The sequence below is a fragment of the Vibrio sp. T11.5 genome, from assembly GCF_027587155.1.
GTDB lineage: Bacteria > Pseudomonadota > Gammaproteobacteria > Enterobacterales > Vibrionaceae > Vibrio > Vibrio neptunius.
The window spans coordinates 163156-187745 of record NZ_JAPPTP010000008.1; the positions used below are offsets into that span (position 1 = coordinate 163156).

At 43.3% G+C, this 24590-nt stretch carries 25 protein-coding genes; 10 read left to right on the forward strand and 15 right to left on the reverse strand.

Features of this window, described 5'->3' with window-relative positions:
- Positions 1-104: 104 nt before the first annotated feature.
- Complete coding sequence (locus OH455_RS10995; RefSeq protein WP_269981388.1) at positions 105-992, reverse strand: AraC family transcriptional regulator; 888 nt, start codon at positions 990-992, stop codon at positions 105-107.
- Between the two features lie 185 nt (positions 993-1177).
- On the opposite strand from OH455_RS10995, the gene OH455_RS11000 reads away from it, so the two are divergent.
- A complete protein-coding gene (locus tag OH455_RS11000; protein WP_269981389.1) occupies positions 1178-2326 on the forward strand; it encodes an iron-containing alcohol dehydrogenase in 1149 nt (382 codons plus the stop codon).
- Between the two features lie 153 nt (positions 2327-2479).
- On the opposite strand, the gene OH455_RS11005 is transcribed toward OH455_RS11000, so the two are convergent.
- Together OH455_RS11005 and torS are read right to left on the reverse strand one after the other, a co-directional pair.
- The gene (locus tag OH455_RS11005; RefSeq protein ID WP_269981390.1) at positions 2480-3004 is read right to left on the reverse strand and encodes a GNAT family N-acetyltransferase; all 525 of its coding nucleotides are present in this window, start codon (positions 3002-3004) and stop codon (positions 2480-2482) included.
- 8 nt (positions 3005-3012) lie between these two features.
- Complete coding sequence (gene torS, locus OH455_RS11010) at positions 3013-5886, reverse strand: TMAO reductase system sensor histidine kinase/response regulator TorS (RefSeq protein WP_269981391.1); 2874 nt, start codon at positions 5884-5886, stop codon at positions 3013-3015.
- 116 nt (positions 5887-6002) lie between these two features.
- Between torS and torT the strand changes: the two genes are divergently transcribed.
- The 4 genes from torT (at position 6003) to OH455_RS11030 (ending at position 8578) form a co-directional block, all read left to right on the forward strand.
- Entirely contained in the window at positions 6003-6968 is a 966-nt protein-coding gene (gene torT / locus OH455_RS11015; protein WP_269981392.1) for a TMAO reductase system periplasmic protein TorT, read from the forward strand.
- 18 nt (positions 6969-6986) lie between these two features.
- Entirely contained in the window at positions 6987-7442 is a 456-nt protein-coding gene (locus OH455_RS11020; RefSeq protein ID WP_045977009.1) for a methylglyoxal synthase, read from the forward strand.
- Between the two features lie 61 nt (positions 7443-7503).
- On the forward strand, positions 7504-8142 hold the full coding sequence (locus tag OH455_RS11025; RefSeq protein WP_269981393.1) for a bifunctional 4-hydroxy-2-oxoglutarate aldolase/2-dehydro-3-deoxy-phosphogluconate aldolase: 639 nt from the start codon (positions 7504-7506) through the stop codon (positions 8140-8142).
- Between the two features lie 238 nt (positions 8143-8380).
- A complete protein-coding gene (locus OH455_RS11030; protein ID WP_269981394.1) occupies positions 8381-8578 on the forward strand; it encodes a hypothetical protein in 198 nt (65 codons plus the stop codon).
- Between the two features lie 9 nt (positions 8579-8587).
- Here the strand turns inward: OH455_RS11030 and OH455_RS11035 are convergent, their stop codons facing one another.
- Together OH455_RS11035 and OH455_RS11040 are read right to left on the reverse strand one after the other, a co-directional pair.
- Positions 8588-9235, reverse strand: a complete 648-nt coding sequence (locus OH455_RS11035; RefSeq protein ID WP_206371803.1) for an HAD-IA family hydrolase — start codon at positions 9233-9235, stop codon at positions 8588-8590.
- Positions 9236-9477: 242 nt separating this feature from the next.
- The gene (locus tag OH455_RS11040; protein ID WP_269981395.1) at positions 9478-9978 is read right to left on the reverse strand and encodes a flavodoxin; all 501 of its coding nucleotides are present in this window, start codon (positions 9976-9978) and stop codon (positions 9478-9480) included.
- A 147-nt stretch (positions 9979-10125) separates the two neighbouring features.
- On the opposite strand from OH455_RS11040, the gene OH455_RS11045 reads away from it, so the two are divergent.
- Together OH455_RS11045 and OH455_RS11050 are read left to right on the forward strand one after the other, a co-directional pair.
- Complete coding sequence (locus tag OH455_RS11045) at positions 10126-10596, forward strand: CreA family protein (protein WP_269981396.1); 471 nt, start codon at positions 10126-10128, stop codon at positions 10594-10596.
- Between the two features lie 109 nt (positions 10597-10705).
- Positions 10706-12010 carry an inosine/guanosine kinase gene (locus OH455_RS11050; protein WP_045977014.1) on the forward strand — a complete coding sequence of 435 codons (1305 nt, stop codon included), beginning with the start codon at positions 10706-10708 and terminating at the stop codon, positions 12008-12010.
- Positions 12011-12048: 38 nt separating this feature from the next.
- On the opposite strand, the gene OH455_RS11055 is transcribed toward OH455_RS11050, so the two are convergent.
- Positions 12049-12675, reverse strand: a complete 627-nt coding sequence (locus OH455_RS11055) for a beta-phosphoglucomutase family hydrolase (RefSeq protein WP_269981397.1) — start codon at positions 12673-12675, stop codon at positions 12049-12051.
- A gap of 115 nt (positions 12676-12790) precedes the next feature.
- On the opposite strand from OH455_RS11055, the gene OH455_RS11060 reads away from it, so the two are divergent.
- Positions 12791-14554 (forward strand): methyl-accepting chemotaxis protein, encoded by a 1764-nt coding sequence (locus OH455_RS11060; protein ID WP_269981398.1) that lies wholly within the window; start codon positions 12791-12793, stop codon positions 14552-14554.
- 42 nt (positions 14555-14596) lie between these two features.
- Here OH455_RS11060 and dsdC read toward each other — a convergent pair whose 3' ends face one another.
- On the reverse strand, positions 14597-15538 hold the full coding sequence (dsdC, locus tag OH455_RS11065; RefSeq protein WP_269981399.1) for a DNA-binding transcriptional regulator DsdC: 942 nt from the start codon (positions 15536-15538) through the stop codon (positions 14597-14599).
- Positions 15539-15710: 172 nt separating this feature from the next.
- On the opposite strand from dsdC, the gene OH455_RS11070 reads away from it, so the two are divergent.
- Entirely contained in the window at positions 15711-17018 is a 1308-nt protein-coding gene (locus tag OH455_RS11070; protein ID WP_269981400.1) for a D-serine ammonia-lyase, read from the forward strand.
- Between the two features lie 464 nt (positions 17019-17482).
- Here OH455_RS11070 and OH455_RS11075 read toward each other — a convergent pair whose 3' ends face one another.
- On the reverse strand, positions 17483-18043 hold the full coding sequence (locus OH455_RS11075; RefSeq protein ID WP_045977019.1) for a GNAT family N-acetyltransferase: 561 nt from the start codon (positions 18041-18043) through the stop codon (positions 17483-17485).
- A 266-nt stretch (positions 18044-18309) separates the two neighbouring features.
- Here OH455_RS11075 and OH455_RS11080 point away from each other — a divergent pair, with 266 nt between their 5' ends.
- The gene (locus OH455_RS11080) at positions 18310-19437 is read left to right on the forward strand and encodes an acyl-CoA desaturase (protein ID WP_269981401.1); all 1128 of its coding nucleotides are present in this window, start codon (positions 18310-18312) and stop codon (positions 19435-19437) included.
- Positions 19438-20016: 579 nt separating this feature from the next.
- Here OH455_RS11080 and OH455_RS11085 read toward each other — a convergent pair.
- The 7 genes from OH455_RS11085 to OH455_RS11115 form a co-directional block, all read right to left on the reverse strand.
- Positions 20017-20790 (reverse strand): substrate-binding periplasmic protein, encoded by a 774-nt coding sequence (locus OH455_RS11085; RefSeq protein WP_269981402.1) that lies wholly within the window; start codon positions 20788-20790, stop codon positions 20017-20019.
- Positions 20791-21010: 220 nt separating this feature from the next.
- Entirely contained in the window at positions 21011-21424 is a 414-nt protein-coding gene (locus OH455_RS11090; protein WP_269981403.1) for a GFA family protein, read from the reverse strand.
- A gap of 19 nt (positions 21425-21443) precedes the next feature.
- Entirely contained in the window at positions 21444-21839 is a 396-nt protein-coding gene (locus OH455_RS11095; RefSeq protein ID WP_269981404.1) for a GFA family protein, read from the reverse strand.
- Positions 21840-21849: 10 nt separating this feature from the next.
- Positions 21850-22401, reverse strand: a complete 552-nt coding sequence (locus OH455_RS11100; RefSeq protein WP_443088598.1) for a GNAT family N-acetyltransferase — start codon at positions 22399-22401, stop codon at positions 21850-21852.
- Between the two features lie 87 nt (positions 22402-22488).
- Positions 22489-23751, reverse strand: coding sequence for a DEAD/DEAH box helicase (locus OH455_RS11105; RefSeq protein ID WP_269981405.1), 1263 nt, complete (start codon positions 23749-23751; stop codon positions 22489-22491).
- A 36-nt stretch (positions 23752-23787) separates the two neighbouring features.
- The gene (locus OH455_RS11110; protein WP_269981406.1) at positions 23788-24363 is read right to left on the reverse strand and encodes an acyl carrier protein phosphodiesterase; all 576 of its coding nucleotides are present in this window, start codon (positions 24361-24363) and stop codon (positions 23788-23790) included.
- Positions 24364-24465: 102 nt separating this feature from the next.
- A complete protein-coding gene (locus OH455_RS11115) occupies positions 24466-24588 on the reverse strand; it encodes a hypothetical protein (RefSeq protein ID WP_269981407.1) in 123 nt (40 codons plus the stop codon).
- Between the last annotated feature and the right edge of the window lie 2 nt (positions 24589-24590).

The window sequence follows — 24590 nt, forward strand, 5'->3', positions numbered from 1 at the left end:
GTATAACAAGAGCGATTTAGACCGCTCTTGTTACTAGGCTGATTATGGCAACTCTAACTCCCTAAAAAAACAGTAATTCTCTCAAGGAGCCTTTCCTCTTTTTCTTAATTAAGCAGTTTCAAACCTGTCGGTGTCTCATTAAAGTGGCGCTTGAACTCGCGAGAAAACTGAGAAGCACTGTTATAGCCCACTAGCCTAGCCGCATCATTGACCTTTTTCCCTTCGAGTTGAATCAGTTCTTTGGCCTTATTTAAGCGTACTTTCTTAATATACTGGATAGGTGACTCAAGTGTGATCTGACGAAATGCACTATGAAAAGCAGACATACTCATATTGGCTTCTTCCGCTAGGTGCTGTACTGAAAGCGACTCGCTATAGTTTCGATGGACTTTATCCAACGCTTTGGCAACTCGCGCATATTGACCTTCGTGGTGAGCTAAATCAAACAACACGTGCCCTTCGCTGCTAGTTAACGCTCGATAAGCTAATTCCTCTTTTAGCGCTTCTCCTAACAAGGCTAGCTCTAGCGGATTGCATAGTGCCTGTATGATACGTTTACACACATCCAACATTGACGCTTCCATACTTACCGATCTCAAACCACACGTTTGCTGCAATTTCTCTTTGCAAGGTGTAAAGCCCAAAGCTTCAAGTTTGTTCACCAAACGGTGCAGTAGTTGTGAGTCAATATCTATCGTCAGACCCAGTAAAGGTTGACCGTTAGTTGGGATTGCCTCACATTCAAGAGGCATAGGGACGCCCACCACCAGATAGTCGTTAGGCCCGTATTGCACAGGCTCATTGCCAAGGTGAATATTTTTGTTGCCCTGCCCCAAAACAATCACGCCAGATTGGTAAACAAAAGGCTGGCGCTTGTTTCCTTTACTGCTGCGATAAAACCAAACACCGTCTAGTTGCGTTTCCCTCACCCCTTCAAGATCGTTTAATTCATAGATATCAACATACTGTTGCATTAACTGAGCAAGTGTCATGTTATCTCCCACTTTTTCTATCAGCATATACAAAAAGTAGGATTAGGCAACAAAAACGGAGGATTCGATATTTTTAAAACCACTTTTCAATACTAATATGCATTAAAACAGTCCAGTGCTTCGAATGACGAAGTGCTTAATCAGTCTGCCTTATCAGGCGATAAACTGAAGCAAGAGGAATGACAATGCAATTTACTTACGCTAACCCTACCCAAATCCTTTTTGGCCAAGGTCAAATCAGTTCTATCCAGTCATCTATTCAACCGACAGATAAAGTCTTAATCATCTACGGTGGTGGTTCGATAAAACGCAACGGCGTTTATGATCAAGTCTTGGACGCTCTGACAGGCCATGAGTGGGTTGAATTTTCAGGCGTTGAGCCAAACCCAACAAAAGAGACTCTTGATAAAGCCGTTGATATCGTAAAACAACAAGGCATTGATTTTATTCTCGCTGTTGGCGGCGGTTCAGTGATAGATGGTTCTAAGTATGTTGCTGCAGCGTCTAAATACGATGGTGATGGCTGGGATATTCTGACAGGTAGCCACCCTGTGACACAAGCGACGCCAATCGGTGCTGTTTTGACCCTTCCTGCGACAGGTTCAGAGTCAAACATGGGGGCGGTCATTACAAAGGCGGAAACACAAGACAAGCTCGCTTTCCTCAGCCCATTTGTACAGCCAAAGTTTGCCGTGATGGATCCTGATGTAATGAAAACACTACCAGAAAAACAGCTGGTCAACGGTATTGTCGACGCTTGGGTACATGTTTGTGAACAGTACTTAACCACTAACCATGGAGCAATGGTACAAGACGGCTATGCAGAAACTTTACTTCGCACATTGAAGAAACTGGGTGAAGAATTTGATAGTCGTGACGACGATGCGTGGCGCGCAAACCTGATGTGGTCGGCCAACCAAGCGCTAAACGGTTTAATAGGTAGTGGCGTTCCACAAGACTGGGCAACACACATGATCGGTCACGAGCTGACTGCTCTTTGGGGCGTTGACCATGCTCGCTCGCTGGCTATCGTGCAACCTTCGCTATTGCGCAATCAAATGACACACAAACGCGCTAAGTTAGAGCAAATGGGAACCAATGTATTTGGCTTAGAGTCAGGAGCTGACTTGGCGGAGCGAACGGTTGATGCCATTGAAAGCTTCTACCAAACCATGCAAGTGCCTACACGCTTAACTGAACACGGAAGCGATAAGCAAAATGCGATTGATTCCGTAGTGAATCAACTAGAGCTGCATGGTATGAAAGCACTAGGTGAAAATCAGGCGATTACTCTCAAAGAAAGTCGTGAGATACTCACACAGGCTATTGCTTAGCCCACCCAGTTGGTACGCTAAAAAGCAGCAAAACGCTGCTTTTTAGCATTTAGGTAAATACAAAATTTGGCGGCTTTCCCCAGCGTTCTCTTCCAGTTGGATTTGGTGTGCAGTGCGACGCCTATACGCTGCCTCTATATCTACTTATAACAATCAAATGTGAAAGCGATAAATCAAATCATCATAGAGCTTACCGCCTATCTGATAGGCATTTTCTTCCCGCTCCATAAGCTCAAAACCTGCTTTTTCCAAGACTTTACATGATGCAACATTACCATCGGTAACGATCGCATTAATGTTCTTAACCGTTGGAAAAAATTGTTTAATATGTTTTATCAAAGCCAAGAGTGATTCTGTCCCGATACCTTTGCCATGATATTCTGGAAGTAGTAGGTAGCCTATCTCTACAGAATCATCAGATTCGTCTTCAATACACAGCCCAGTCACACCAACGGCTCTCTGATTGATGCTATCAGTAATCACTAAACACAACCAATGGGCACTTCCCCATTGCCAAACAGGAAGTCGTGATTCAAAACGTTGGCGAATGTCATCCAACTCAGGTTGATCAAAGGCGTAACGTATAACATCCTCTTCTTGATGTAAGCGAAGAAATAGAGGCCAGTCAGTTTCTTTAATCTGACGCATCAAAAGTCGGGGGGAGGCTATTTCTATCATAATTATACCTAGTCAACCAGTTCATTTAGTGCCTGTTTTGAATCTTCAATGAGGGCCTGAAGCTTCGTCCGAGCCGCCAAATACTCGGCAATGGGCTGTGTTGAACTTTCAATCCTCAAACACACATCCGATAATGCTAGCAGACCCAAGCTTCCTGCTGAACCCTTCAATTTATGCGCGAGTTGTTTTATTTGATTCGCGTCATCATGCTCAACGGCAGTTTGCATAAGATGCATCGTTTCATCGGCGCCTTCATCGAACAAGTTAATGATTTTTTTCATTTTATCATTCCCTAAAACTCGACTGTCTCGACGAACAATGCTCGGGTCCAGAAACAATGAAGGGGCGCCTTGCGTTTGTTTACCGGCTGTTTGAGTAAGCGATAACAGGCGACCTTTGATACTGTCTTGTATCAGACTACAAAGCCCATCCTTGTCTAATGGCTTGGGTAGATATCCATCGAACCCTGCAGAAAGATAGCTCTCGACCTCTTCGTTATACACATGAGCGGAAACGGCAATCATTGGTGTGACACTGTCACTTCGCAAGTTTTTTAGCTTATCCAACAACTCAATACCATTACAATCCGGTAAGTTAATGTCGAGCAGCGCAATATCAAAGTCACACTCAGAGTACAACTTTTGGGCAGACTCTCCATCCGGGGCAATAACAACCTCGTGTCCCAAACTCTTTAGGAAGCCTTCAGCGACCATGCAGTTAATTGGATTGTCTTCAACTAGCAAAACTTTGGCGGCATGGAGAGCGCGTAAACTCGGCGCTTTTACGGACACTTTTGACCCTTGGCTTAAAGGTATACTAAAACTAAAGCGGCTCCCCTGACCGGGCTCTGAGTCTAGTGTCAGAATCCCTCCCATGGCTTCGACGATACGTTTGCTAATAGCTAGCCCAAGGCCAGTTCCACCTTTAGCCCCAATCCCACCTGATGCCTGAGTGAATGCCTCAAATAAGTTTTCTTGTTCTTGTTCACTGATACCAATGCCTGTGTCTGAAACGTCAAACAAAACATTTCCTCGCACCTCAGGGTCGTTGGTGATACAGATATCAACATACCCTTGATCGGTAAACTTAACGGCGTTTCCTACCAGATTGGTGAGTACCTGACTAATCCGAGTGACATCACCATAGAGGAATTTATGCACATCACTTTCTATGAGAACACTAATGTCGATTTCTTTTTCCGTTGCGCGCCCTACAAAGAGTTGTTTCACGTCGTTAACCATGTCATACAAGCTAAAGTCAACCGCTCTTATCTCTAGGTGCCCCGCTTCGATTTTGGAATAGTCAAGGACATCATTGAGGATAGCCAGTAGTGTCGTACCACTTCGGTTTATCACGTCCACGAAGTGCGCTTGCTGCTTATTCAAATCTGTCTCTTTTAACAGCCTTGCGGTTCCAAGTACGCCATTCATCGGTGTACGAATTTCATGACTCATGGTTGCAAGGAAAGCTGATTTAGCACGACTGGCTTGCTCAGCCTGCCTCCGTGCCTTGGCATGATTTAACACCGCATGATTGAGGCGCTCGTTGGTGTCTTGTAACTGATATGTTCGCTCCGTAACAAGCTCTTCGAGGTGCTCTTTATGTTGTTGCAATTCATGTTTGGCTGTAGCTTCACTTTCGGCAACCACTTGTAGCGCCTGAGCCGTGTTTCTGGCAGTAATAATAGCTTGCCCCATATGGGCAAGTTCGTCACTGCCCTTGACTGCAACATCAACGTTCAACTGACCTTGCGCAATAGAAAGTAATGCAGACGAGTACTCTGCTAAGCGCTTGAGGACCGAAAGATAGACAACTTTCCAAACGATAAAGATAGCAGTCAACATACCGAGTACAGTAATAATGGTCAGGCTGAGTTGAGCGTATTTAAGTGTCGTCTTCAACTCATCAACTGCATCTGTGGTTGCTTGGTTTGAGTGATCCACCAGTTTGTTAACCGTCGTATTCAATGCTGTTAGTTGGGTTAGTGTGTCTTGCATCAGCTGTTGGGCTGATTTTTCATTGGAGTAACGTTGCAATAACACGTCAAAAACCACCTTGCCCTGCTCTAAATTGTCAAGTAATTCGACCATCTGAATAGAGCGCGTAGGATCTTCCACTGATTTGACACGACGCTTCATGATTTCAAGGTTGTCACTGAATTCTTCTCTCACCGTATGAAGTCGGTCAATGTCAGAGATCGTGCGTGTTTCTTCAATATGGTTGAGCATTTTGAATGCTAATAAGTGCAATTCATGTAGGCGCTCGGCTAGGTCTAAATCGACTTCAACTAAGGTGTCCAGAGCCTGATAGGCTTGCTCTGTGCGTTGCTTCTCCAACAAATCATAAATATGAGTGACATTCGCGATGGCAATAGTACTGGTATTTGAAACCTGTGTACGCGTCAAGACCTCTAGTTCAGAGGCTTGCTCTCGAAGTTCCCCCGTCCGCGTACCCAATTCTTTTTCCAGAACCAGTTTCTTCTCTACAACGATACCTAGCTCGACTAAAGTATCGATTACGGTTTGAACGTCAACTTCTAGTGTGCTTAACAGTTTGGAATCAAAAGAGTCTGAACCCAGTTGTTTAATATGTTGAAGTAAACTTTCCAACTGAGAGAACAATTCTTTACCCGACTTTTGGCGCTGAAGTTCGGATTTAGAATTTGAGAGAGTTTGCACAGAAGCAATGATTCGTGAACTCAGTTCAGACACTTGTCTAGCTTCAATCATGGAAGGGATAGCGGAATTCACAACATTCCTTTCTGTCTTCGCAACCGAGGAAAAGCCGAACACACCAATCAACGCGGAAATCAGTACTAGCAGCGCCATTGCGAGAAAAGCAAACAGCAACTTCCGACCAATACTGGCTTTAGCAAGTAACATTAAGTAATTACACTTCTTTGCACTGTGGGAATACGCTATATTTTGCAGTGTTTATGTAACGATTACCAACGATATACATCATGCTTCCAGCTTTCTCCCTAATACGATTGTTTATAATGGCCATTACTGTGTGCTCGTTCATACCGACTTCTTTGTCTGCCGCTGAAGCACCTCTAAGACTGTGCGCGCTTTACCCCCACCTTAAAGACTCTTATTGGCTTTCCGTTAATTATGGCATGGTAGACGAGGCTAAAAAGCTCGGGGTTGATTTGAAAGTATTTGAAGCCGGCGGGTACCCAAATCAGGCTAAACAAAAAGAACAACTTGAAAACTGCAAGCGGTGGAAAGCGGACGCCATTATCTTGGGCACAGTCGCTCCTGATCTGTATATGAACAGTTTGCGCCAATTCGCAGTTGATACTCCTGTTTTTGCCAGTGTTAATGAACTGATTTTGGGTAGTCACTCAAGAAAACAGCTCAAAGGCGAAGTTGGCGTCGATTGGTATTGGATGGGCTATTACACAGGGCAATATTTGAAAGATAAACACCCCCTAGGTTCTGGGACTAAAAATATTGTTTTACTCCCCGGTCCGGATTCTAGCGGTGGAACTAAGCCTGTTATCCGTGGTTTTCTCACTGCTATTGAAGACAGTGATATTCAGATTGTTGAAACCTACTGGGCAGATAATGACAAGGAGCTTCAGCGAAATCTTGTTCAGCAATCTATCGAGCGCGAAGACCTAGACTATATAGTTGGCAGTGCAGTAGCGATTGAAGCGGCGATCAGCGAATTAAGGACAGTAGGAAAAGCGGATCAGATAGGGCTGATATCAACCTACCTCAGTCACGGCGTTTACCGCGGACTGCTGAGAAATCGCGTGGAATTTGCGCCTACTGACAAAATGGTTAAACAAGGTCGATTATCTGTAAAACAAGCGGTAAGCTATCTAAAAGGTCAACCTTACGAGAAAAGTGAAGCTCCGAGCATTGAGGCACTGACACCTGAAAACTTAAAGCCTCAGGTGATTTCGGATTCTTTGTCTCCATCAGAGTATCGACCAACATTTTACGTCAATAATTAGAGATATCAGGGAACTAGAATGCAGAAAACAACTCGTACTATGCCTGCACATAAACATGTTGCTCTTGTCGCGCATGATAACTGTAAACCAGAGCTACTTCGCTGGGTTACTGAGCACAAAGAGAAGCTTCAGCGCCATTTTCTGTACGCGACCGGCACAACAGGCTCTATGCTGAGTAAAGAAACAGGCCTAGCGATAAAGAGCATGATTTCCGGACCGATGGGCGGTGACCAACAGCTTGGTGCTCTGATTTCGGAAGGAAAAATCGATATGCTTATCTTCTTCTGGGATCCACTCAATGCTGTACCGCATGACCCTGATGTAAAGGCCCTACTCCGTATCGCCAGTGTTTGGAACATCCCAGTCGCTACAAACCGCGCAACGGCAAACTTCCTAATCGAGTCTGACTTAATCGAATCTGAAGTCGACATCGAAATCCCAGATTACGAAGCATATTTAGCTGAGCGTACTTAAACATGACAACAATACTCCAAAGAGACATAGGCTCATTAACTCCACTACATAAGGTGTATCCATGTCAATGATTAGCGAACAACTACAAAAGCTTAAAGTCATCCCAGTGATAGCAATAGACAATGCAGAAGATATTGTGCATCTTGGCAAGGTTTTAGTGGAAAATGGGTTGCCCGCAGCAGAAATTACATTCAGATCTGATGCGGCGATCGAAGCAATTCGTTTACTGAGAGAATCTCAGCCAAACATGTTGATTGGGGCTGGAACTGTACTGAATAGAGAACAGGCAATAGCGGCGAAAGAGGCAGGGGCTACTTTCATCGTTTCACCAGGATTAAACCCCAATACAGTCAAAGCGTGCCAACAGATTGGTATTGAAATTATTCCTGGTGTGAACAACCCAAGTACCATCGAAGCCGCCTTAGAGCTCGGTTTAACGACACTCAAGTTTTTCCCTGCTGAAGCATCTGGTGGTGTAAATATGGTCACATCTCTATTGGCACCCTACGCGGATATTCAGCTCATGCCTACTGGTGGAATCAACTCAAAGAATATTAGAGATTACCTTTCTATCCCTCGCGTTCTGGCGTGTGGTGGGACTTGGATGGTTGACAAGCGGTTAATTGAAGAAAAAAACTGGCCAGAGTTGGCGAACCTTACGCGCGAAGCAGTGAAACTGGTAAACAATATCGACAGCTAAATAAAACTCCTCTTAGGTCGAGGAATTGCTCTTGTTTGACACACTTTGAACTCTAGTCCGAGATGGGTATCGGCTTTAATAATTTTATGAGTCGACTCCCATTGTTTATGAAAACTCGTTAAACTGGCTATATTCAAAAGATTATTTAACTAGAATAGCGTTGCACAGGCGTGTTCTAGTTTATTCACAGTAGAAGAGCGTTAGTTATATAATTTGGCCGTTTTCAACTGGATCTTTCATGGAATCGAAACAAAACGAAAAAATACTTTGTTGTCCTTTATGCGGCAGCGAAGAATATCTGTTGTCAGAAACAGGCAGTATGTTGTGTGCTCAATGTGGAACATTTTTCGAAGATATTGAACAAGCGGTTGCCTTGCAACCTATTGTGACGACCAATAAGCTAGATACAACAGTGACGAATCAATACACTCATTGATTTCAATTGCTAAACCAAAGTCTCTAGGTCTTTCAGCGTTCTGATCCTCAAAACTTTATCGGAATGGACCTTATCATTAAGCCCCACTAGGTGAATCGTCTTCACCCCAGCTCTAATACCTGCTTCCAAACCTTTTGGCGTATCATCAACATATATGCATTCGTTAAGGCGAAAACCCATATTCATAGCACTGTAGTGCACTAAGTCAGGATCAGGCTTCCAACTATTCGTATCGAACGCTGAAAAGATCTTACCTTCGAAATAAGGCAACAAACCCGTAATTTGCAGCGTTTTCTCGATTTTTGTCTTGGGCCCATTTGAAGCGACACAATACTCAATCCCTTTCGCCTCTAGGTAGCTTATCACTTCAAATACACCGTCCATTGGCTTAAGATGAGCCTCAAAAAGCTTCTCTAACACTTGACGATATATGGGTTCTAGTTCGTCCAGTGAAACATTAAGACTGAGTCTATCACGCATATCAGTAAGAATATCAGCCAGCTTCCCCCCCTCAAAATGTTCTATTGCCATGTCTAAAGACAGATGAACATCATATCGATTGAACACATCACACAAAGCCTGACAGCAAAGTCTCTCACTGTCCACCAAGGTGCCGTCACAATCGAATATCACACACTGAGTTTGAGGTTTGCCCATCCTATCTTCCTTTTATCATGCACTAGGTAAAATATTATTCCAGGTCATCGAGATTGGAATGATGGGGTTAACACTTCGATTAAATGTCACTGAGTTGATGATAAAAACACCAAGTCTGTCACTAATTCACGCGCTAATTGTATGAATTTAATAATAATGACATAAATCTAAGTAGTAGAACAACGAACATGAGAGTTGAGATATTCAAAAGGGAAGCATCTCACCGAGGGTAGACATCGAAATTAAGATTCAATGTAAATATCAGAAAATAGTGGTGCCTCAATGCTTTGATGACTCAATAAAGAGGCGATAAACGCTTCACGTTCGCTGCCTAATGTGACGATATCAGAAATTAGCAGGGTATTTTGCTGTTTAGTCACAATAGCTGAAGCGGCAGGCTCACCATTTAGGAAAGCGATATAAAGATCACAAGGCTCAGAGAATATGATCTGACTAAGAAACTCGACAATAAGCTTTTGCTCATGACGCTTATCCCACCTTTTTGACTGCAATAAAGCAAACATTACTGTCAACCGATGAAAGTCCACTTTATATATATCGAGAGTGCGAGATTCTCCGTGTGATTCCGATTCATGACTTAATTTTCTGACCTCACAAGCAGCACTCTTTTCTAAAAATAGTGCTCTGCCTAAAAGACTTTCCTGAGTCGGAAACTCCACATCTACGTGCTGACTTAGCCATTGATTCTTGGCGACGAGAATTGAACTAGCGCTTTCGCTCATATAGATTATTGCTGCTTTTTTCTTAATTAACGTGAAGCTTAGCGATAACGATCTGATGTCTCAAGTATTTTGGAAGATATCTTCTTATATCTGTGTCAAACTAGAGTCATTCACAGACAGAATTAAATTATTGGGACAAACAACAATATGCTAAAAAAAGTCGCGATCGTATCATTGCTTGCGTTGGGATTAACGGCCTGTGACAACACAGAAGTTGGCGATGTCAGCCTCGGCTTATTCACGATGAAAGACATCAAACTGAATCACCTTAAAGATCCAGTTGTCACTGGCGTGACCTGCCATATAGCGTCTATTGAGGCAGATTTTAGTCTTGCTGATCCAAGTGATAGCTCAATTTCTTGCCGTCAAACAGGAGAAATTACCCCAGAAATGATTGCTGAAATTGATAAATCAAAAAACGGAGAAGTGGTGTTCAAGAAATCAAAAAGTATTTTCTTTAAAAGTATGAAGGTACGTAGGATTTTGGATGTCGAAAACCAAACTTTAATGTATTTGTCCTACTCTACCAAAGAAACATCAGGCAGCTTCAAACATAGCCTTTCGACGGTACCGCTCTGGGGCACAAAAGCCTACGGAACATCGACGACCGAGAAGTAGATGGAAGAAGAGCCAACTCTATCTGGTTGGCTCTCTTATGTAATAAAAATGAAAGCAATCTTTCATTGGTGTGATATGATGCGCGAAAATTTCCAACTGCACTCAAAAAATGAAGTTTCCTGGACAGCGCAAATCTAAGCACTACTTCCCTACTCACGCCCGTGATCCACTTGTCAACCAGATGAAGCAAACGCCAAAGCTTTACCGACCTATCATTGTCGGTGTTGGTCAAACAATTGTGGATATCGAAGCTCGTGTGGATGACGACTTCCTAGCTAAATACGACTTGAGCAAAGGACATTCTCTGGTCTTAGAAGAAAGCAAAGCGGACGCGCTGTATGAAGAGCTGGTAGAGCGTGAACTTATCACTCATCAATACCCTGGTGATACCATAGGTAATACGCTGCACAACTATTCGGTATTGGCAGATAGTAAGTCTGTGTTGCTAGGCGTCATGTCTAAGAACATTGAAGTTGGTTCTTTTGCTTACCGCTATCTATGTCGTACTTCTTCTCGTATGAACTTAAACCATCTTCAAATGGTCGAAGGTTCAATTGGCCGTTGTTACACCTTAATCTCAGAAAATGGTGAGCGTACGTTTGCCATTAATGAAGGCCATATGAATAAGCTGCGTCCGGATAGTATTCCTGAAGACGTCTTTGATAAAGCATCTGCTTTGGTCGTATCTTCCTATCTGATGCGTGGCAATCCTGAGGACCCAATGCCGCAAGCGGTTGCTCGCGCTATCGAGATTGCCAAGTCGAAAAATGTACCTGTTGTGCTGACTCTTGGCACAAAATGGGTCATTGAAGGCAATGCTGAATGGTGGCAAAACTACATTAAGGAAAACATTTCTATCGTTGCAATGAACGAAGAGGAAGGTGAAGCACTTACCGGTGAAAAAGATCCTCTTCTTGCTGCCGATAAAGCATTGGAATGGGTTGATCTGGTATTGTGTACGTCTGGCCCAGTGGGTCTTTATATGGCAGGCTACACTGAAGAGTCAGTAAAGCGTACCACTGAGCTTCCATTGCTGCCGGGTAACATTCCAGAATTCAATAAGTACGAATTTAGTCGAGCCATGCGTAAAAGTGACTGTGCGACACCAGTCAAAGTGTATTCCCATATTGGCCCATACTTAGGTGGACCATTAGAAATTAAGAATACCAACGGCGCTGGAGACGCGGCACTGTCGGCACTTTTGCATGATATGGCAGCCAATAGCCACCACCAAGTAAACGTGCCAAACTCATCTAAGCATGATCAGCCTTACCTGACGTATTCTTCTTTGTCTCAGATCTGTAAATACGCAAACCGAGTCAGTTATGAAGTGTTAACCCAGCACTCCCCTCGTCTAAGCCGCGCACTGCCAGAACGCGAAGATAGCCTTGAAGAGACATACTGGGACAGATAACAAAATAACAGAGCCGCCGTCATGCGGCTCTTTCTTTATTAGTGTGGGCAGGGATAGAAAGCTAACCCACTTCCTTCAACCATGACACAGTCCATTTGAGCTGCGTGTGCAGCTTGCTTCCCTAGCTCTGTATCTTCAAAGACAACGCACTCACTTGGTAATAAGTTAAGTTCTTGAGCTGCGACTAAAAATGTATCTGGGTGAGGTTTGTGACGCTTAACATCTGTCGCCGTCACGACAGTATCCAGTTTGTCGAGGATCTGGCTTTCTGACAGCAGTCGCAAAGCGCTTTCGCGTTGACTTCCTGTCCCTACCGCAATTTTCTTTTTACCGTAAAAATGCGTGAGTACTTCATTGGTAGACTTTATTGGTCGTCCGAAATCTTCCAGTGCACCGAAGGTTTTCATCTTAAAGCAGGATACTGCCATGGGGTCTAGCGTCAAACCATATTTCTTATTGATTTCAGACGCTATTTTATAGCTTGGCATACCACCCAAGCTATGGAGCCATTCTTGTTTAAAAGGAAACCCAAATTCGATGGCTGTTGTCGCCCAAGCTTTCAAGTGTGCGGGCATGGTATCGATTAGGGTGCCGTCCATATCAAAGATGAAACCTTGATACCGCTCCAATTGTTTAAATTTTATAATATTTGCGACATTAAACATTGCTACCATCCATAAAAATCTGGCCAGACCAGATTAATTGATATATTTATAAACAACAGCTACTCTTCAAACAGAAGCCGATAAAACTAACCGCTCAATTAACTCAGGTAGTCTCATGAATATCAAGAACAAACTGTATTCATTAGGTGCAGTCGCTATTTTAGGGGTTGTCTCGTTACTTTTAACAACCTCTCATTTTGCCCAAACCACCAAGCAACTAAATAAAGCAAATTTACTCGTCGCTGAACTGGAAATTCGTCTTCTCAATCTCAGGAGAAACGAAAAGGATTTCCTTCTCAGGATGGACATGAAATACCTTGATAAATTTAACAAGAATATGGACATCTTTCTTGATCTCGAATCTGAACTCGCCCCTGTTCTAGAGGGTAATGATTTACCTTCAAGCTCCCAGGTAAGGCAGGATATCCTCAGTTATCAAAACGGTTTTACCAATCTCGTCAATGCGTTCAATGCCCTAGGGCTCAAACCTGAAGTCAAAACCCTCGGTACCTACAACACAGAGTTAAAGGCTTTAAAACCGTCTTTGTCCAGCGAGCAGTTGGTTGACCTGTTCGAATTCGACAAGCATATTGCCAAAGGAGAAGTTCAAATCCAGTTACTTCCTAGCAACGCAAGCGGACTAATCGCTGCAGCGAATCAGGTTGTCGCTCAGAAGAAACTCATCGGCCTAAAGTATAACGAAGGCCTACTCGGCGAAGCTCGTAGCCTCTCCCATGCGGTGGAGACACAGTTCAAAACCTTCGCAGCTGCACTCGCCGAACAAAGTGAGACAACCAGAAAAGAGCTCACCTTGATTAAACAAGGGGTGAGTGTTGCTGTTATGGTATTTATTCTCGGCTTTATTTTCCAAATTTCCAGATCAATAAACCAACAGGTCGCGGCCCTGCTTTCCATTATCCAGGAGATCGCTCGATCAAATAACGTCGCCCTCCGCGCCCAACTTTCAGGGAAAAATGAGCTCGTCGCGATCAGTAACTATTTCAATCGACTACTCGACAAACTAGAAGCGCTTATTTCTGGTACTCAATCCAAATCTTCAGACTTGTCACAAAGCACTCAAAGTATGCACAACGAGCTGCAAAGTGTCATTGAGCAATTTCATGTTCAAGCTGATCACACCTCTACGATGGCAACCTCGGTACAAGAAATGGTAGCGACCATTAATGAGATTTCCGAAAGCACAGCAGTCGCGGTTGAAGGCGTTCAGCAAGCGTCTGTCAACGCTCAGCATGGACGAGAAGTTGTAGAAGAAACAGTAAAAAATATCAGCCAGTTATCGCAAATCCTTTCAGACAGCCAAGGCTCTATCAGCTCATTGAACGATCACGTTGATAAAATTGGCGACGCGGTCAATATCATCCAAGGCATTGCAGAGCAAACTAACTTATTAGCATTAAACGCGGCGATAGAGGCGGCACGCGCGGGTGAACAAGGGCGAGGCTTTGCGGTTGTTGCCGACGAAGTTCGAGCGCTTGCCAGCAGGACGCATCAATCAACGGAGGAAATCACAAAAGTTGTGACAGCCATTCAAACACAAATGGCAACGGTAGTGACCAATATTGATCAATGTAACGATCAAGGCCAGCAGACACTTGGTGCTTCAGAAACACTGGATGAAAGTCTAGGTCAAATTATTACCGACATGACGAATATTCAGGCTAACTCCGAACGGATTGCATCTGCGATTGAAGAGCAAGGCATCGTTATGAACCAGGTCAGCGAATCTATCACTGAACTGAATAGTATCTCGGAAGGGAACATGCACTCAGCGCAAAACTGCCTGACTGAAGTCGACAAAGTGTCTTTGCAGGCAAGTGAGATGGATCAAGCTGTCGCCGAATTCCAAACATCTAAGTAGAGTGAAATACGCAGTTAAAAAGCGCTTTATCTAAAGCGCTTTTTATTTATACGTTTTCAGCTGGCTGCTCATCCAATCCACAAAACACTTCTGCTTAGCGGACAAGGTACTTTGTACCGCAATAAGATAATAGTAATACCCCGATTTAATCATTCGCTCTGGGAACGGCATCATGAGGTTGCCTCGTTCTATCTCCTGCTTTACTAAGCTCCATCTCCCCATCGCAATTCCTGCCCCATGCTTAGCTGCGCTTACCGCCAAGGTCGACTGATCAAATCCAATCGAACGACAATTTTGCAGTTCAAACTGAGTAAAATGTTCATGCCAATATTTCCATTCATCGAGCAAAGAATCGATGTGCCACGCCTGGTTATCATGCAATAGCGTGCAATTCGAAAGATCTTGCGTTTCATTATTTAAAGCATATTGCGAAGCATAATTTGGCGAGCATACAGGAACCATATGCTCTTCATTCAATTTTAGGCTCCAACTGGTATCAGGGGTGACATTGCTATAGTAAATAGCCAGATCAATGCCATGTCGATTTAAATCAAGTGTGTCGTTACCCGTGATCAGTTTGAGGTCGATTGATGGGTAATGCTCACTGAAATCACATAGCCTTGGAACCAACCAGTCATGTGCAAACGATGGCCTAGAATACACAGTTAAACCACCCGATACATGACCATTTTTTACCTGTTCAATGCTGTTATTAAGTTGCGACAAGGCTAACGTCACGGACATAAACAACTGCTCCCCATCAGAGGTCAGAGTCACCTTACGATGTTGACGTTCAAACAATTGAAGCTTGAGCTCATTCTCTAACTTACTTATCTGATGAGACACCGCACTAGGGGTTAAACAAAGTTCATGTGCTGCCAAAGCGAAAGAACTCATACGAGCAGCGACCTCGAATGTATAAAGCTTTGAGAGCTGTAGACCATTTAACTGAGTATTAAGGCGTGTGCTTATATCAATTTTCATTACTTTATGTTGATTTCGCTTTACGTGAAAAATTTTATCTTAAACCAACTAAGCCTAGAATTCTCCCTTAATTTGAGTGAAACTGATTCATCTATAAGTGAGTATTGATCGTTTGCCAGAGTTGCTGAACAAAGGTTTAATCAAACCATCACCTTTAAGCCGATGATAGACTATGCGCCATCTAACAAAACAGTACCCACTCATTGATACCCTTACTCATTTGGTAGAAACGAGCTGGTTTAACCCTTCCGTAACGACAACTAGCATTGCCCTCCCATATGTAGGGCTGGGTAAAGCGGATACCGATGATGCCGCCGCACGGTTGAAACGTTTTGCGCCTTTCTTGGCTCACGTATTCCCTCAAACCAAAGACAGCAATGGCATTATTGAATCACCCATTCGTGAGATTTCTTCAATGAAATCAGCATTGGAGGCCCAGTACCAAACCAACATTGCGGGGCAGTTGATGCTCAAAATGGATAACCAACTACCTATTTCAGGTTCTATTAAAGCGCGCGGTGGGATTTATGAAGTGCTGACCCACGCGGAAAAACTGGCGTGTCAACATGGGCTGCTGAACGAGGACGACAATTATATAAATCTGAGTAGACCTGAACTAAGAACCTTTTTCTCGCAATTTAGCATTGCTGTTGGGTCAACAGGTAATCTCGGGTTGTCTATTGGTATTATGAGCGCAAAACTTGGCTTTAATGTCACTGTGCACATGTCATCAGATGCCAGAGAGTGGAAAAAAGCCAAACTCCGTCAACATGGGGTCATCGTTCGAGAGTATGACAGTGATTATGGTGTCGCCGTTGAGCAAGGTCGTCTTGACGCAGAACAAGACCCGAACTGCTTTTTTATTGACGATGAGAACTCAAAAACGCTTTTTCTCGGTTATTCGGTGGCTGGAGAGAGAGTCAAAGCGCAGTTTGAAGAGATGGACATTTTAGTGGATGAAGAGCACCCTCTTTTTGTTTATCTACCTTGTGGGGTTGGTGGCGGCCCAGGAGGCGTTGCTTTTGGATTGAAACTCGCTTTTGGAGATCACGTACATTGTCTTTTTGCTGAGCCAACACATTCACCATGTATGATGTTGGGCGTTCACACAGGTTTGCATGATGAAATTTCAGTTCAAGATATTGGACTGGATAACGTCACGGCAGCAGATGGCCTAGCGGTTGGCCGAGCATCCGGTTTTGTAGGTAGAGCAATGGAACGAATGATAGATGGCTATTATACTGTGTCAGATGAAACCCTGTTCGCTCACCTTAAAAAACTCAATCAAACAGAAAACATCAAACTTGAGCCCTCCGCATTAGCCGGAATGAAGGGGCCAATCATCGTCTCGCAAGATCACGAATACTTAGTTAGGCTTGGTCTATCCGACACACAGCTTGAAAACGCCACTCATCTAGTTTGGGCGACAGGGGGAGGAATGGTACCAAAAGAAGAAATGGACAAGTACCTAACCAAATAAGCGGCCAACCACCACTTTCTTGGCTTTTCACAAGCATCCTAGATAAAAATCCCCTCGCTTAAAGGGCTGAGGGGTACCACACTACGTTTGATAACTCTCACCTAACAGCATCAAATTATTACTTTCTCACCTTAATGCTACTCCAAGGCGTATAAATCAGGCATAAAACCCAGTCGACCGCCAATCCGTGAGCTTCCTTCAATGAATTCTGGCTTACACGAACTGAGCCGCCTGCGATTTCCTCTGGGAAATGAGCTAAGCAGCAACAAGTGATGCTGGCCTATACTTGTGTCCGCGATTTTGACGCCATATTTTGCAACAAATACCGCACCACAACACATGGATTAATCACGTTTCGTCTTAACACAGACCATTAGGTGAATGAGTGAAAAGGCTGATGCCAAATTGCCTAACGACCTTTTGGGTATGGTCCAAGAATTATCAGGAGAAAGGACCACACTGTATCAATCTGTTACGACCTCTACCTGAATATGGCCACCGATACGTTCAAGTAGATCATCACCAGAGTTCCAGGCGTAAACCAATTCAGGAACCTGACTACCACAAGGCGCTTTCCACAAACGCTCTTGAGCCAGTTGACCACCAATGTGGTTGTAAAACTCTACGGCTTGTTGATTGTCCTTAATCACTTCTAAATATACGCCGTTGTCAGGGAAGTGTTGCGCAATCCACTTTGCCATTTCTGCAATCAATTTGACTCCCAGCCCTCTTCCACGATAATTCTCGTCAATGTGTAAAGCGTCGATAATGGTGCCTTTCTCAAAGTCATGATTACCAAAAGCACATATGAATCCACATAGCAGTCCGCCTTCTTCCAGCAAAAGAACATGCTGGTTAAAAGGAGGGTTGATCAACCGTGTTTGCCAGATAGCAAGTCGTTCATCCATCACATCATGGTTAAGATAGTCAGGGGCCAGTAAACCTTGATAGAATTTCTTCCAGCTTTGAGCGTGTAGAGAAGCGATGCGTTCGTAGTCGCTATATTCAGCTACTTTTAATTCCATTTATAGTTCCTTATTACTTCCTGTAAGGATTGTGTATCTCTTCATACTATAAAACATTTAACTAAAAGCCAATCATACTAAAGAAAATTCAACATTATTTGCCACGACTGCTCCGATACTCACGCAATGATGCTTATTGATCATTCTGTTTATAGCTTCTGGCCGATTTATCCTTCATTGATCTCACACCACACTTAACTTTCATTTGACTTACACATGTACGCTGATATTCTGGCGCACAACTGTTAGCTGAATGGATAATAGAAATGTCTGTAAAGGAAAAGCCACCGCTAATATGGCTAAATGTTACGCTTTTTCTCTCTAGTTTTATCGTCGCCGTTGTCATTGCTCCTTGGTATGGCTTCGAGTTCGGATACGAGGCGGAACATTGGCTTTGGCTGCTGATCACCTTTTCTTTTTGTAACCTTTCAATCACGGCGGGTTATCACCGCCTGTGGTCCCACAAAACATACGATGCGCATTGGTCTCTAAGATTACTTTTCGCTCTTGGTGGCGCATTTGCGCTGCAAAACAGTGCGTTGCACTGGAGCTCTGATCACCGAGTTCATCACAAGCATGTCGATAATAATGATAAAGACCCTTATTCTGCAAAACGTGGATTCTGGTTCTCTCACATTGGGTGGATGCTAAGGCATTATAAACCAGCCACTTACTCTGATTACGGCAACTGTCGGGATTTGCAGAAAGATAAAATCGTGATGTGGCAACATAAATACTACTTGCTACTAGCCATAGTGATGAACATTGGCCTCCCCCTATTGCTCGGTGTGATTTATCAGGATATCTGGGGAATGCTGCTTATGGTATGTGTAGTTCGCTTAGTGCTGAGTCATCATTCGACATTTTTTATCAACTCACTCGCCCATATCTGGGGTTCGCAGCCTTACACGGATAAAAATACGGCACGTGACAATGCAGTACTAGCGGTATTCACTTTTGGTGAGGGTTACCATAACTATCATCATATCTTTGAGAACGATTATCGTAACGGTATTCATTGGTGGCAATACGATCCAACCAAGTGGCTAATTAAATCTTGTTCATGGCTTGGTCTGACAAGAAAACTCCGCGTTACGCCGAAGATGAAGATTGAAAAAGCGATGGCAAAGCAAGCGTTAGCGAAAGCATCTCTGAACGTGAGTAAGCTTCCCAATGCTTCACTGCTTAACGAAACGTTAAACAAGGAATTCGATATACTGATGAGCAAGATGTCAGATTATTATGAATTGAAGAAAGAAATCCTTGAGAGCAAGAAAAGCGATTTAGCAAAGAAGTACGAACATTCCGTGCTCAAAGTCCGCTACCATCAGATGAAACAAGACTTCAAAGCACAACGACGAAGTTGGCAAGTACTCGTTGCACGCTACGCATAACATCAAAGCCACCTGTACTAGGTGGCTTTTTAATTCGTAACACAGCGAATTTCTATTATCTCTACAATTACCCAAAACAGCATTTAATACTTACCAAAGCCGTTTTATGCTTGGCTAGCCAGCTGATAAACACACCACCATAAAATACTATTACAAATAGACAGGATCACTGTCGTTACTAATAGATGCTTAGCACTCATACTCAACACACAAAAAAAACACCCTATTTAGCAGCGCGTTTATTCATCACTTATAAACTATTAGCGAGCATTATAAACTGTGCGTCTTAAAAGTGGGACAACATAAGAAAAAAAGATTCATTTTGAGAGGGAAATCTCTATAAAAACTCACATCACCTAAACTTATGCCATTGGTATATTTAACAATTAAATATGAAAAGTGAATTTCACCACAATTGGAATTAACAAAACTATCTAGGTTATCTACACCCTCTTTAAATTGATAATAATGTTATTTATATAGTTATCTTATCTACAAGAGATTAAAGCCAGTACGTTCCATTTTAAGCAAAAAAAACGGAAGTTTAACACTTCCGTTTTTATCAGCATCAAGTATTGTCTATTTAATAAATTCATTAACTATCTGATCAATTTCTCCGCTTTCTTTCATCTCAGATAGTATCTTATGATATTGAGTTTTAAAGCCCTCTTTGTATGGGAACTTACTACCATCGGTAACAATACCCAAGAAACCCTGCTCTGAACTTATCGTAGCGCCTTCGACAACACTTTGACCATCATACTTACCTTCGTTTTGTAGCTTTTTCAGTTCCCACTGGATTGAAAGCGCATCGTTCATGTAGCAATCGACGCGACCGGCAATAAGTTTAAGCAGGTTTTTAGGTGTACCTTTTGTTTCGTTGAGCTTGATTTTACCCGCTTTCACTGCTGCTCTGAATTCATCGCCGCCCGCTGAGAAGCCTGCATTGTTACCTATCGTTAAGCCCATGTAATCCCCTGGCCAATTAGGTTTTGGGCTACTTAACACTGATTTCTGGCAAACCACAACCAGCTTTTCGTCAAGTATAGGCACATCGTATTCCATATAAGGACGCTGCTCTGGGCGTTTATATGGTGGATAAAGTGCAAAAATCTTACCACCTTCGATTTCTGATAGCCCTCTTTTCCATGGCACGCCTTTTATCGTCACATTGTAATCGGGCATTTTAGAAAAAATCCGTTCGAGAATAACGGTATAAATGCCTGTTACTCTACCGCTTTCAACGTACGAATAAGGGGGATATGAATCGTCACCATAGACAGTGACATCATTTTTCGCCAAAACCGAGGTGGAAGCCATAACCGCGCACAGCAAAGTTAAGGTTTTTTTCATAGTAATAACTCCAAAAACTGTTCAATCAGCATAACGTTGTTGCTATCGGTAAGTAATAGTTCAAGACCCCGCTAAGTCAAGCCACAGTTAACGTGATAGATCTTGGCTAATGATAAGAAAAACAAAATAAATTATTAATATTAAAAGCTTTAATGGAGAGAATTCAGTATTTAAATACCAAATGTTGTGTATCAAAAAGGAGCCCGAGCGGCTCCTAATATCAAGGTTGTTTGTCAAAACACTGAATATGTTTTGGAATTTGAACCCAATTCTGTTTTTCACTTAACCACAGGTGTATCTCGGGCTCGAACATAGCACTATATTGTCGACCAACTGGCTTCAACTTCAACTTGATCGTAGCAGTATCATCTGGGTTATAGTGATAAATGCGATTACCGCATTGGCCACAGAATTTGGCAATATTTTTGTTGCCACTGTCGGCTATACGCTGCCATTCATTTAGCTTTCCCTGAAACTCAATATCTTCAGCCTTAACAATAGCTGTTACACTGTACGGGCTAGTCGATAATTTCTGGCACTCTTGGCAGTGACATGCAACAACTTTTATCGGCGCTGCTTTAAGTTGATAGGAGAGTTGCCCACACTGACAAGACGCTTTGATCGGAAATTCCATGATAACTCCTTACTAAGATTCAACGATCCGCTGGATGATTCACACCATCATAAGTGACAATGTCACCCAAGTCATAAGGATTAACTCCTTCTAAACACCCGACGTTGTAACCATATTCCGTCGGGTCTGAACGGCGTTGATGGTGAGTGTAGATACCGCATTGAGAGCAAAAGTAGTGCTTAGCCGTGTCTGTATTAAATTGGTAAAGCTTTAGCAACTCTTGGCCTTTAAGTATACGAATTCCGTCTAGTTTTACGGAAGCGACAATCGCCCCCTTTCTTCGGCAAATCGAACAATCGCAGCGTCTTGGTTTATCGATCCCTTGTGGAAGGTGCAGCTCGATTTCAACGTTTCCGCAGTGGCAGGTTGCTTTGTGATATTCTTTGATTTGTGTTGTGCCTACTTGCTTGATCATCCATTGCTCCTCAATTGATTAGTAACTGATACTCAATACAGTCAATCGGCTTTCCGTGCATTTCCGCGTAATTGTTTACTACTTTCATTGGCCGAAATCCGTTAGCCGTTAATACCTTCTGTGACGCTAAGTTTTCAGTGGATGCGTAAGCTACCAACTTTTTAACGCCCATTTTTTCAACAACTCGAATAATGTTTAAGACGGCAAACTTCGCAACACCACGGTTGGTGAAGGATTTCCCAACTCGATAGCCAATATGGGCAACCTTCCTGCGCTGGCTAATGTTAGAGACATTAACTCTTCCAAGAATCGCGCCGCTTTCATCAACGATTAACATTGGAACCAAAGTTTTCGCGGCAAACTCCAGTAGGAACATCTGAATGTGTTCTTTTACACCTTCAAGTGAATAGAAGTCTGTCTCACGCGGAGGGATATTGGCTTCAAACCATTCTCTGTTTTGAGTCTCGAACTCAAAAAGTTTCTCTACATCACCTTCTTTGAGTAGCTCAAGCTGCATATCAAGTCCTTTATGAACAATGCCCGCGATCAATATATCGTTCAAATACAGTTAATCCTATGTTTATATTGATAATTTGTTAATCACGCATAAAAAAAGCCGCATCTCTGCGGCTCTTAATAATTTGGCTAACTACTTCTTCTTGCCTCTATTCGCATGAATCTTGAGCTTCGCTTTCATCTTTCGTTTTTCCGAAGAGCGGCTTTTTCGTCTTGCTCCGCGCTCGTGTTCATTTTCATTTGGCGCTTCAATACTCGGTTCAAAGCCCTGTAGCCACTCTTGTGGTAAACGCGCATCAAGGAGCCTCTCTATCGCTTCGAGCAAGTATTCTTCGTCTTTGCTCATCAGCGATACCGCCAGACCTTCCTGACCAGCTCGGCCAGTACGACCAATACGATGAACATAGTCTTCGGCTTTGTATGGCATATCAAAGTTAACCACTTGCTCTAGCTGATTAATATCCAACCCTCTCGCCGCTACATCGGTTGCAATCAACGCTCTAATTGTGCCCGATTTAAAATCGTCTAATGCTTTCTGACGTGCACCTTGACTTTTATCCCCATTGATCGACGCTGCTTTGATCCCATCAAGTTTAAGCTCCTTCGCAAGCGCATCGCTACCCTGCTTAGTCTTGGTAAACACCAATACCTGCTGCCAGTTTCGTGAACCAATTAAGTAGGCAAGAAGTTCAGCTTTACGCTTTTTATCGACGGGGTAAACCATCTGTTTGACGGTCTCAGCCGTACTATTTGACGGCGTTACCTGAACCTCGACTGGCTCGTTCATCAATTTATGAGCAATGGTCTTGATGCGCTTATCGAATGTCGCAGAGAAGAACAAAGTCTGACGCTCAGGGTTGAGCTTTTTCAATATACGTTGGATATCTGGCATGAATCCCATATCTAGCATGCGATCGGCTTCATCCAGTACCAAGTAGCTGGTTTTTCTAAGATTGATGTTTTTGCAGTAGAGATGATCCAATAAACGTCCAGGGGTTGCGATCAATACGTCACAACCCTGCCTTAGGTTTTGCGTCTGAACATTCATACTGGTGCCACCGTAAGCGGTCACAATTTTGATCTCAGTCGCACTCGCATAAGCCGTTAAGCTATCGAAAACTTGCTGCGCCAACTCACGTGTAGGAACAACCACCAAGGCTAAGACATCATTTGATTGCAGATCTCGCGACGTTTCCTGATCAAGTAGCTTGTTGAGTAGTGGCAAGCCAAAGGCAGCGGTTTTCCCTGTTCCTGTCTGAGCCCCCGCCAGCACATCTTTTCCTTCAAGTACGAGAGGAATAGCTTGCTCCTGAATAGGTGTTGGCGTATCAAAACCTAATTTTTCTACAGTAGATGCAAGTGCCTGAGACAGGCCCAGATGTTGAAATAAAGACATGGTAACTTTCCGAATGAAACAGGGTCGCCGATTCTATCAGAATCTTTTCGCAGCGTTTAGTATCTCTGGGTACAAGGTATGGAATATTTCTTTCAATGGTTGATAACGACGCTCTAACGTATCAAAACAGCGCGATAACTCCCCCATTCTCGGCGATCGAGTTGACATTCTCTGCAGCGCATACTCGATATTCTCAATTTCTTGATAGGATTCTAACCACCGGCCTTTCCACATTGCTCCGCTGACAGCGATAAAACGCTCGGGAAGTGTTTCTGGGTATTCGGCAAGGACTTTACGTTCGGCATCAAGACAAAAATCTCGCAAGCTAGTGGCATTGTACTTCTGCCACTCAGACGCCAGACAGTGATCCCAGAACACATCCAATGCTATTGCTGAAAAACGCCGACTCTTTCCGGGAAAGTACTCTCTGGCTTTTAACATCAGTGCATGACTATCGGTTGTACTGTCGACAAACCGGTGCAGCTTTATTCCTTGGACGATATCGGCTGCATAGTGGTGTTCAGGGTTACCTTTTACAAAGTCCCCGAGCAAATTTCCCAACATGCTCGACTCGCAGTGTTGTGCTATGTGAAGGTGGGCGAGGTAATTCATAGTGCTAACTAGTACGAAACAATCATTTCATAAAAGCACAAAGCCAGCGCATTTGCACTGGCTCTTTCTGGTATCAACGCTAATGTTGATTTCTACGAACGATTATTTTTTGAAGATTTCTTCTGCTAGCGCTTCGATTGACTGTTCATAATCTGACAGTTCAAAACCAATCTCCATAGCATCTAGCAATTCAAGGCATTCTTCGTTCAATGTTTGGTCACTCATTC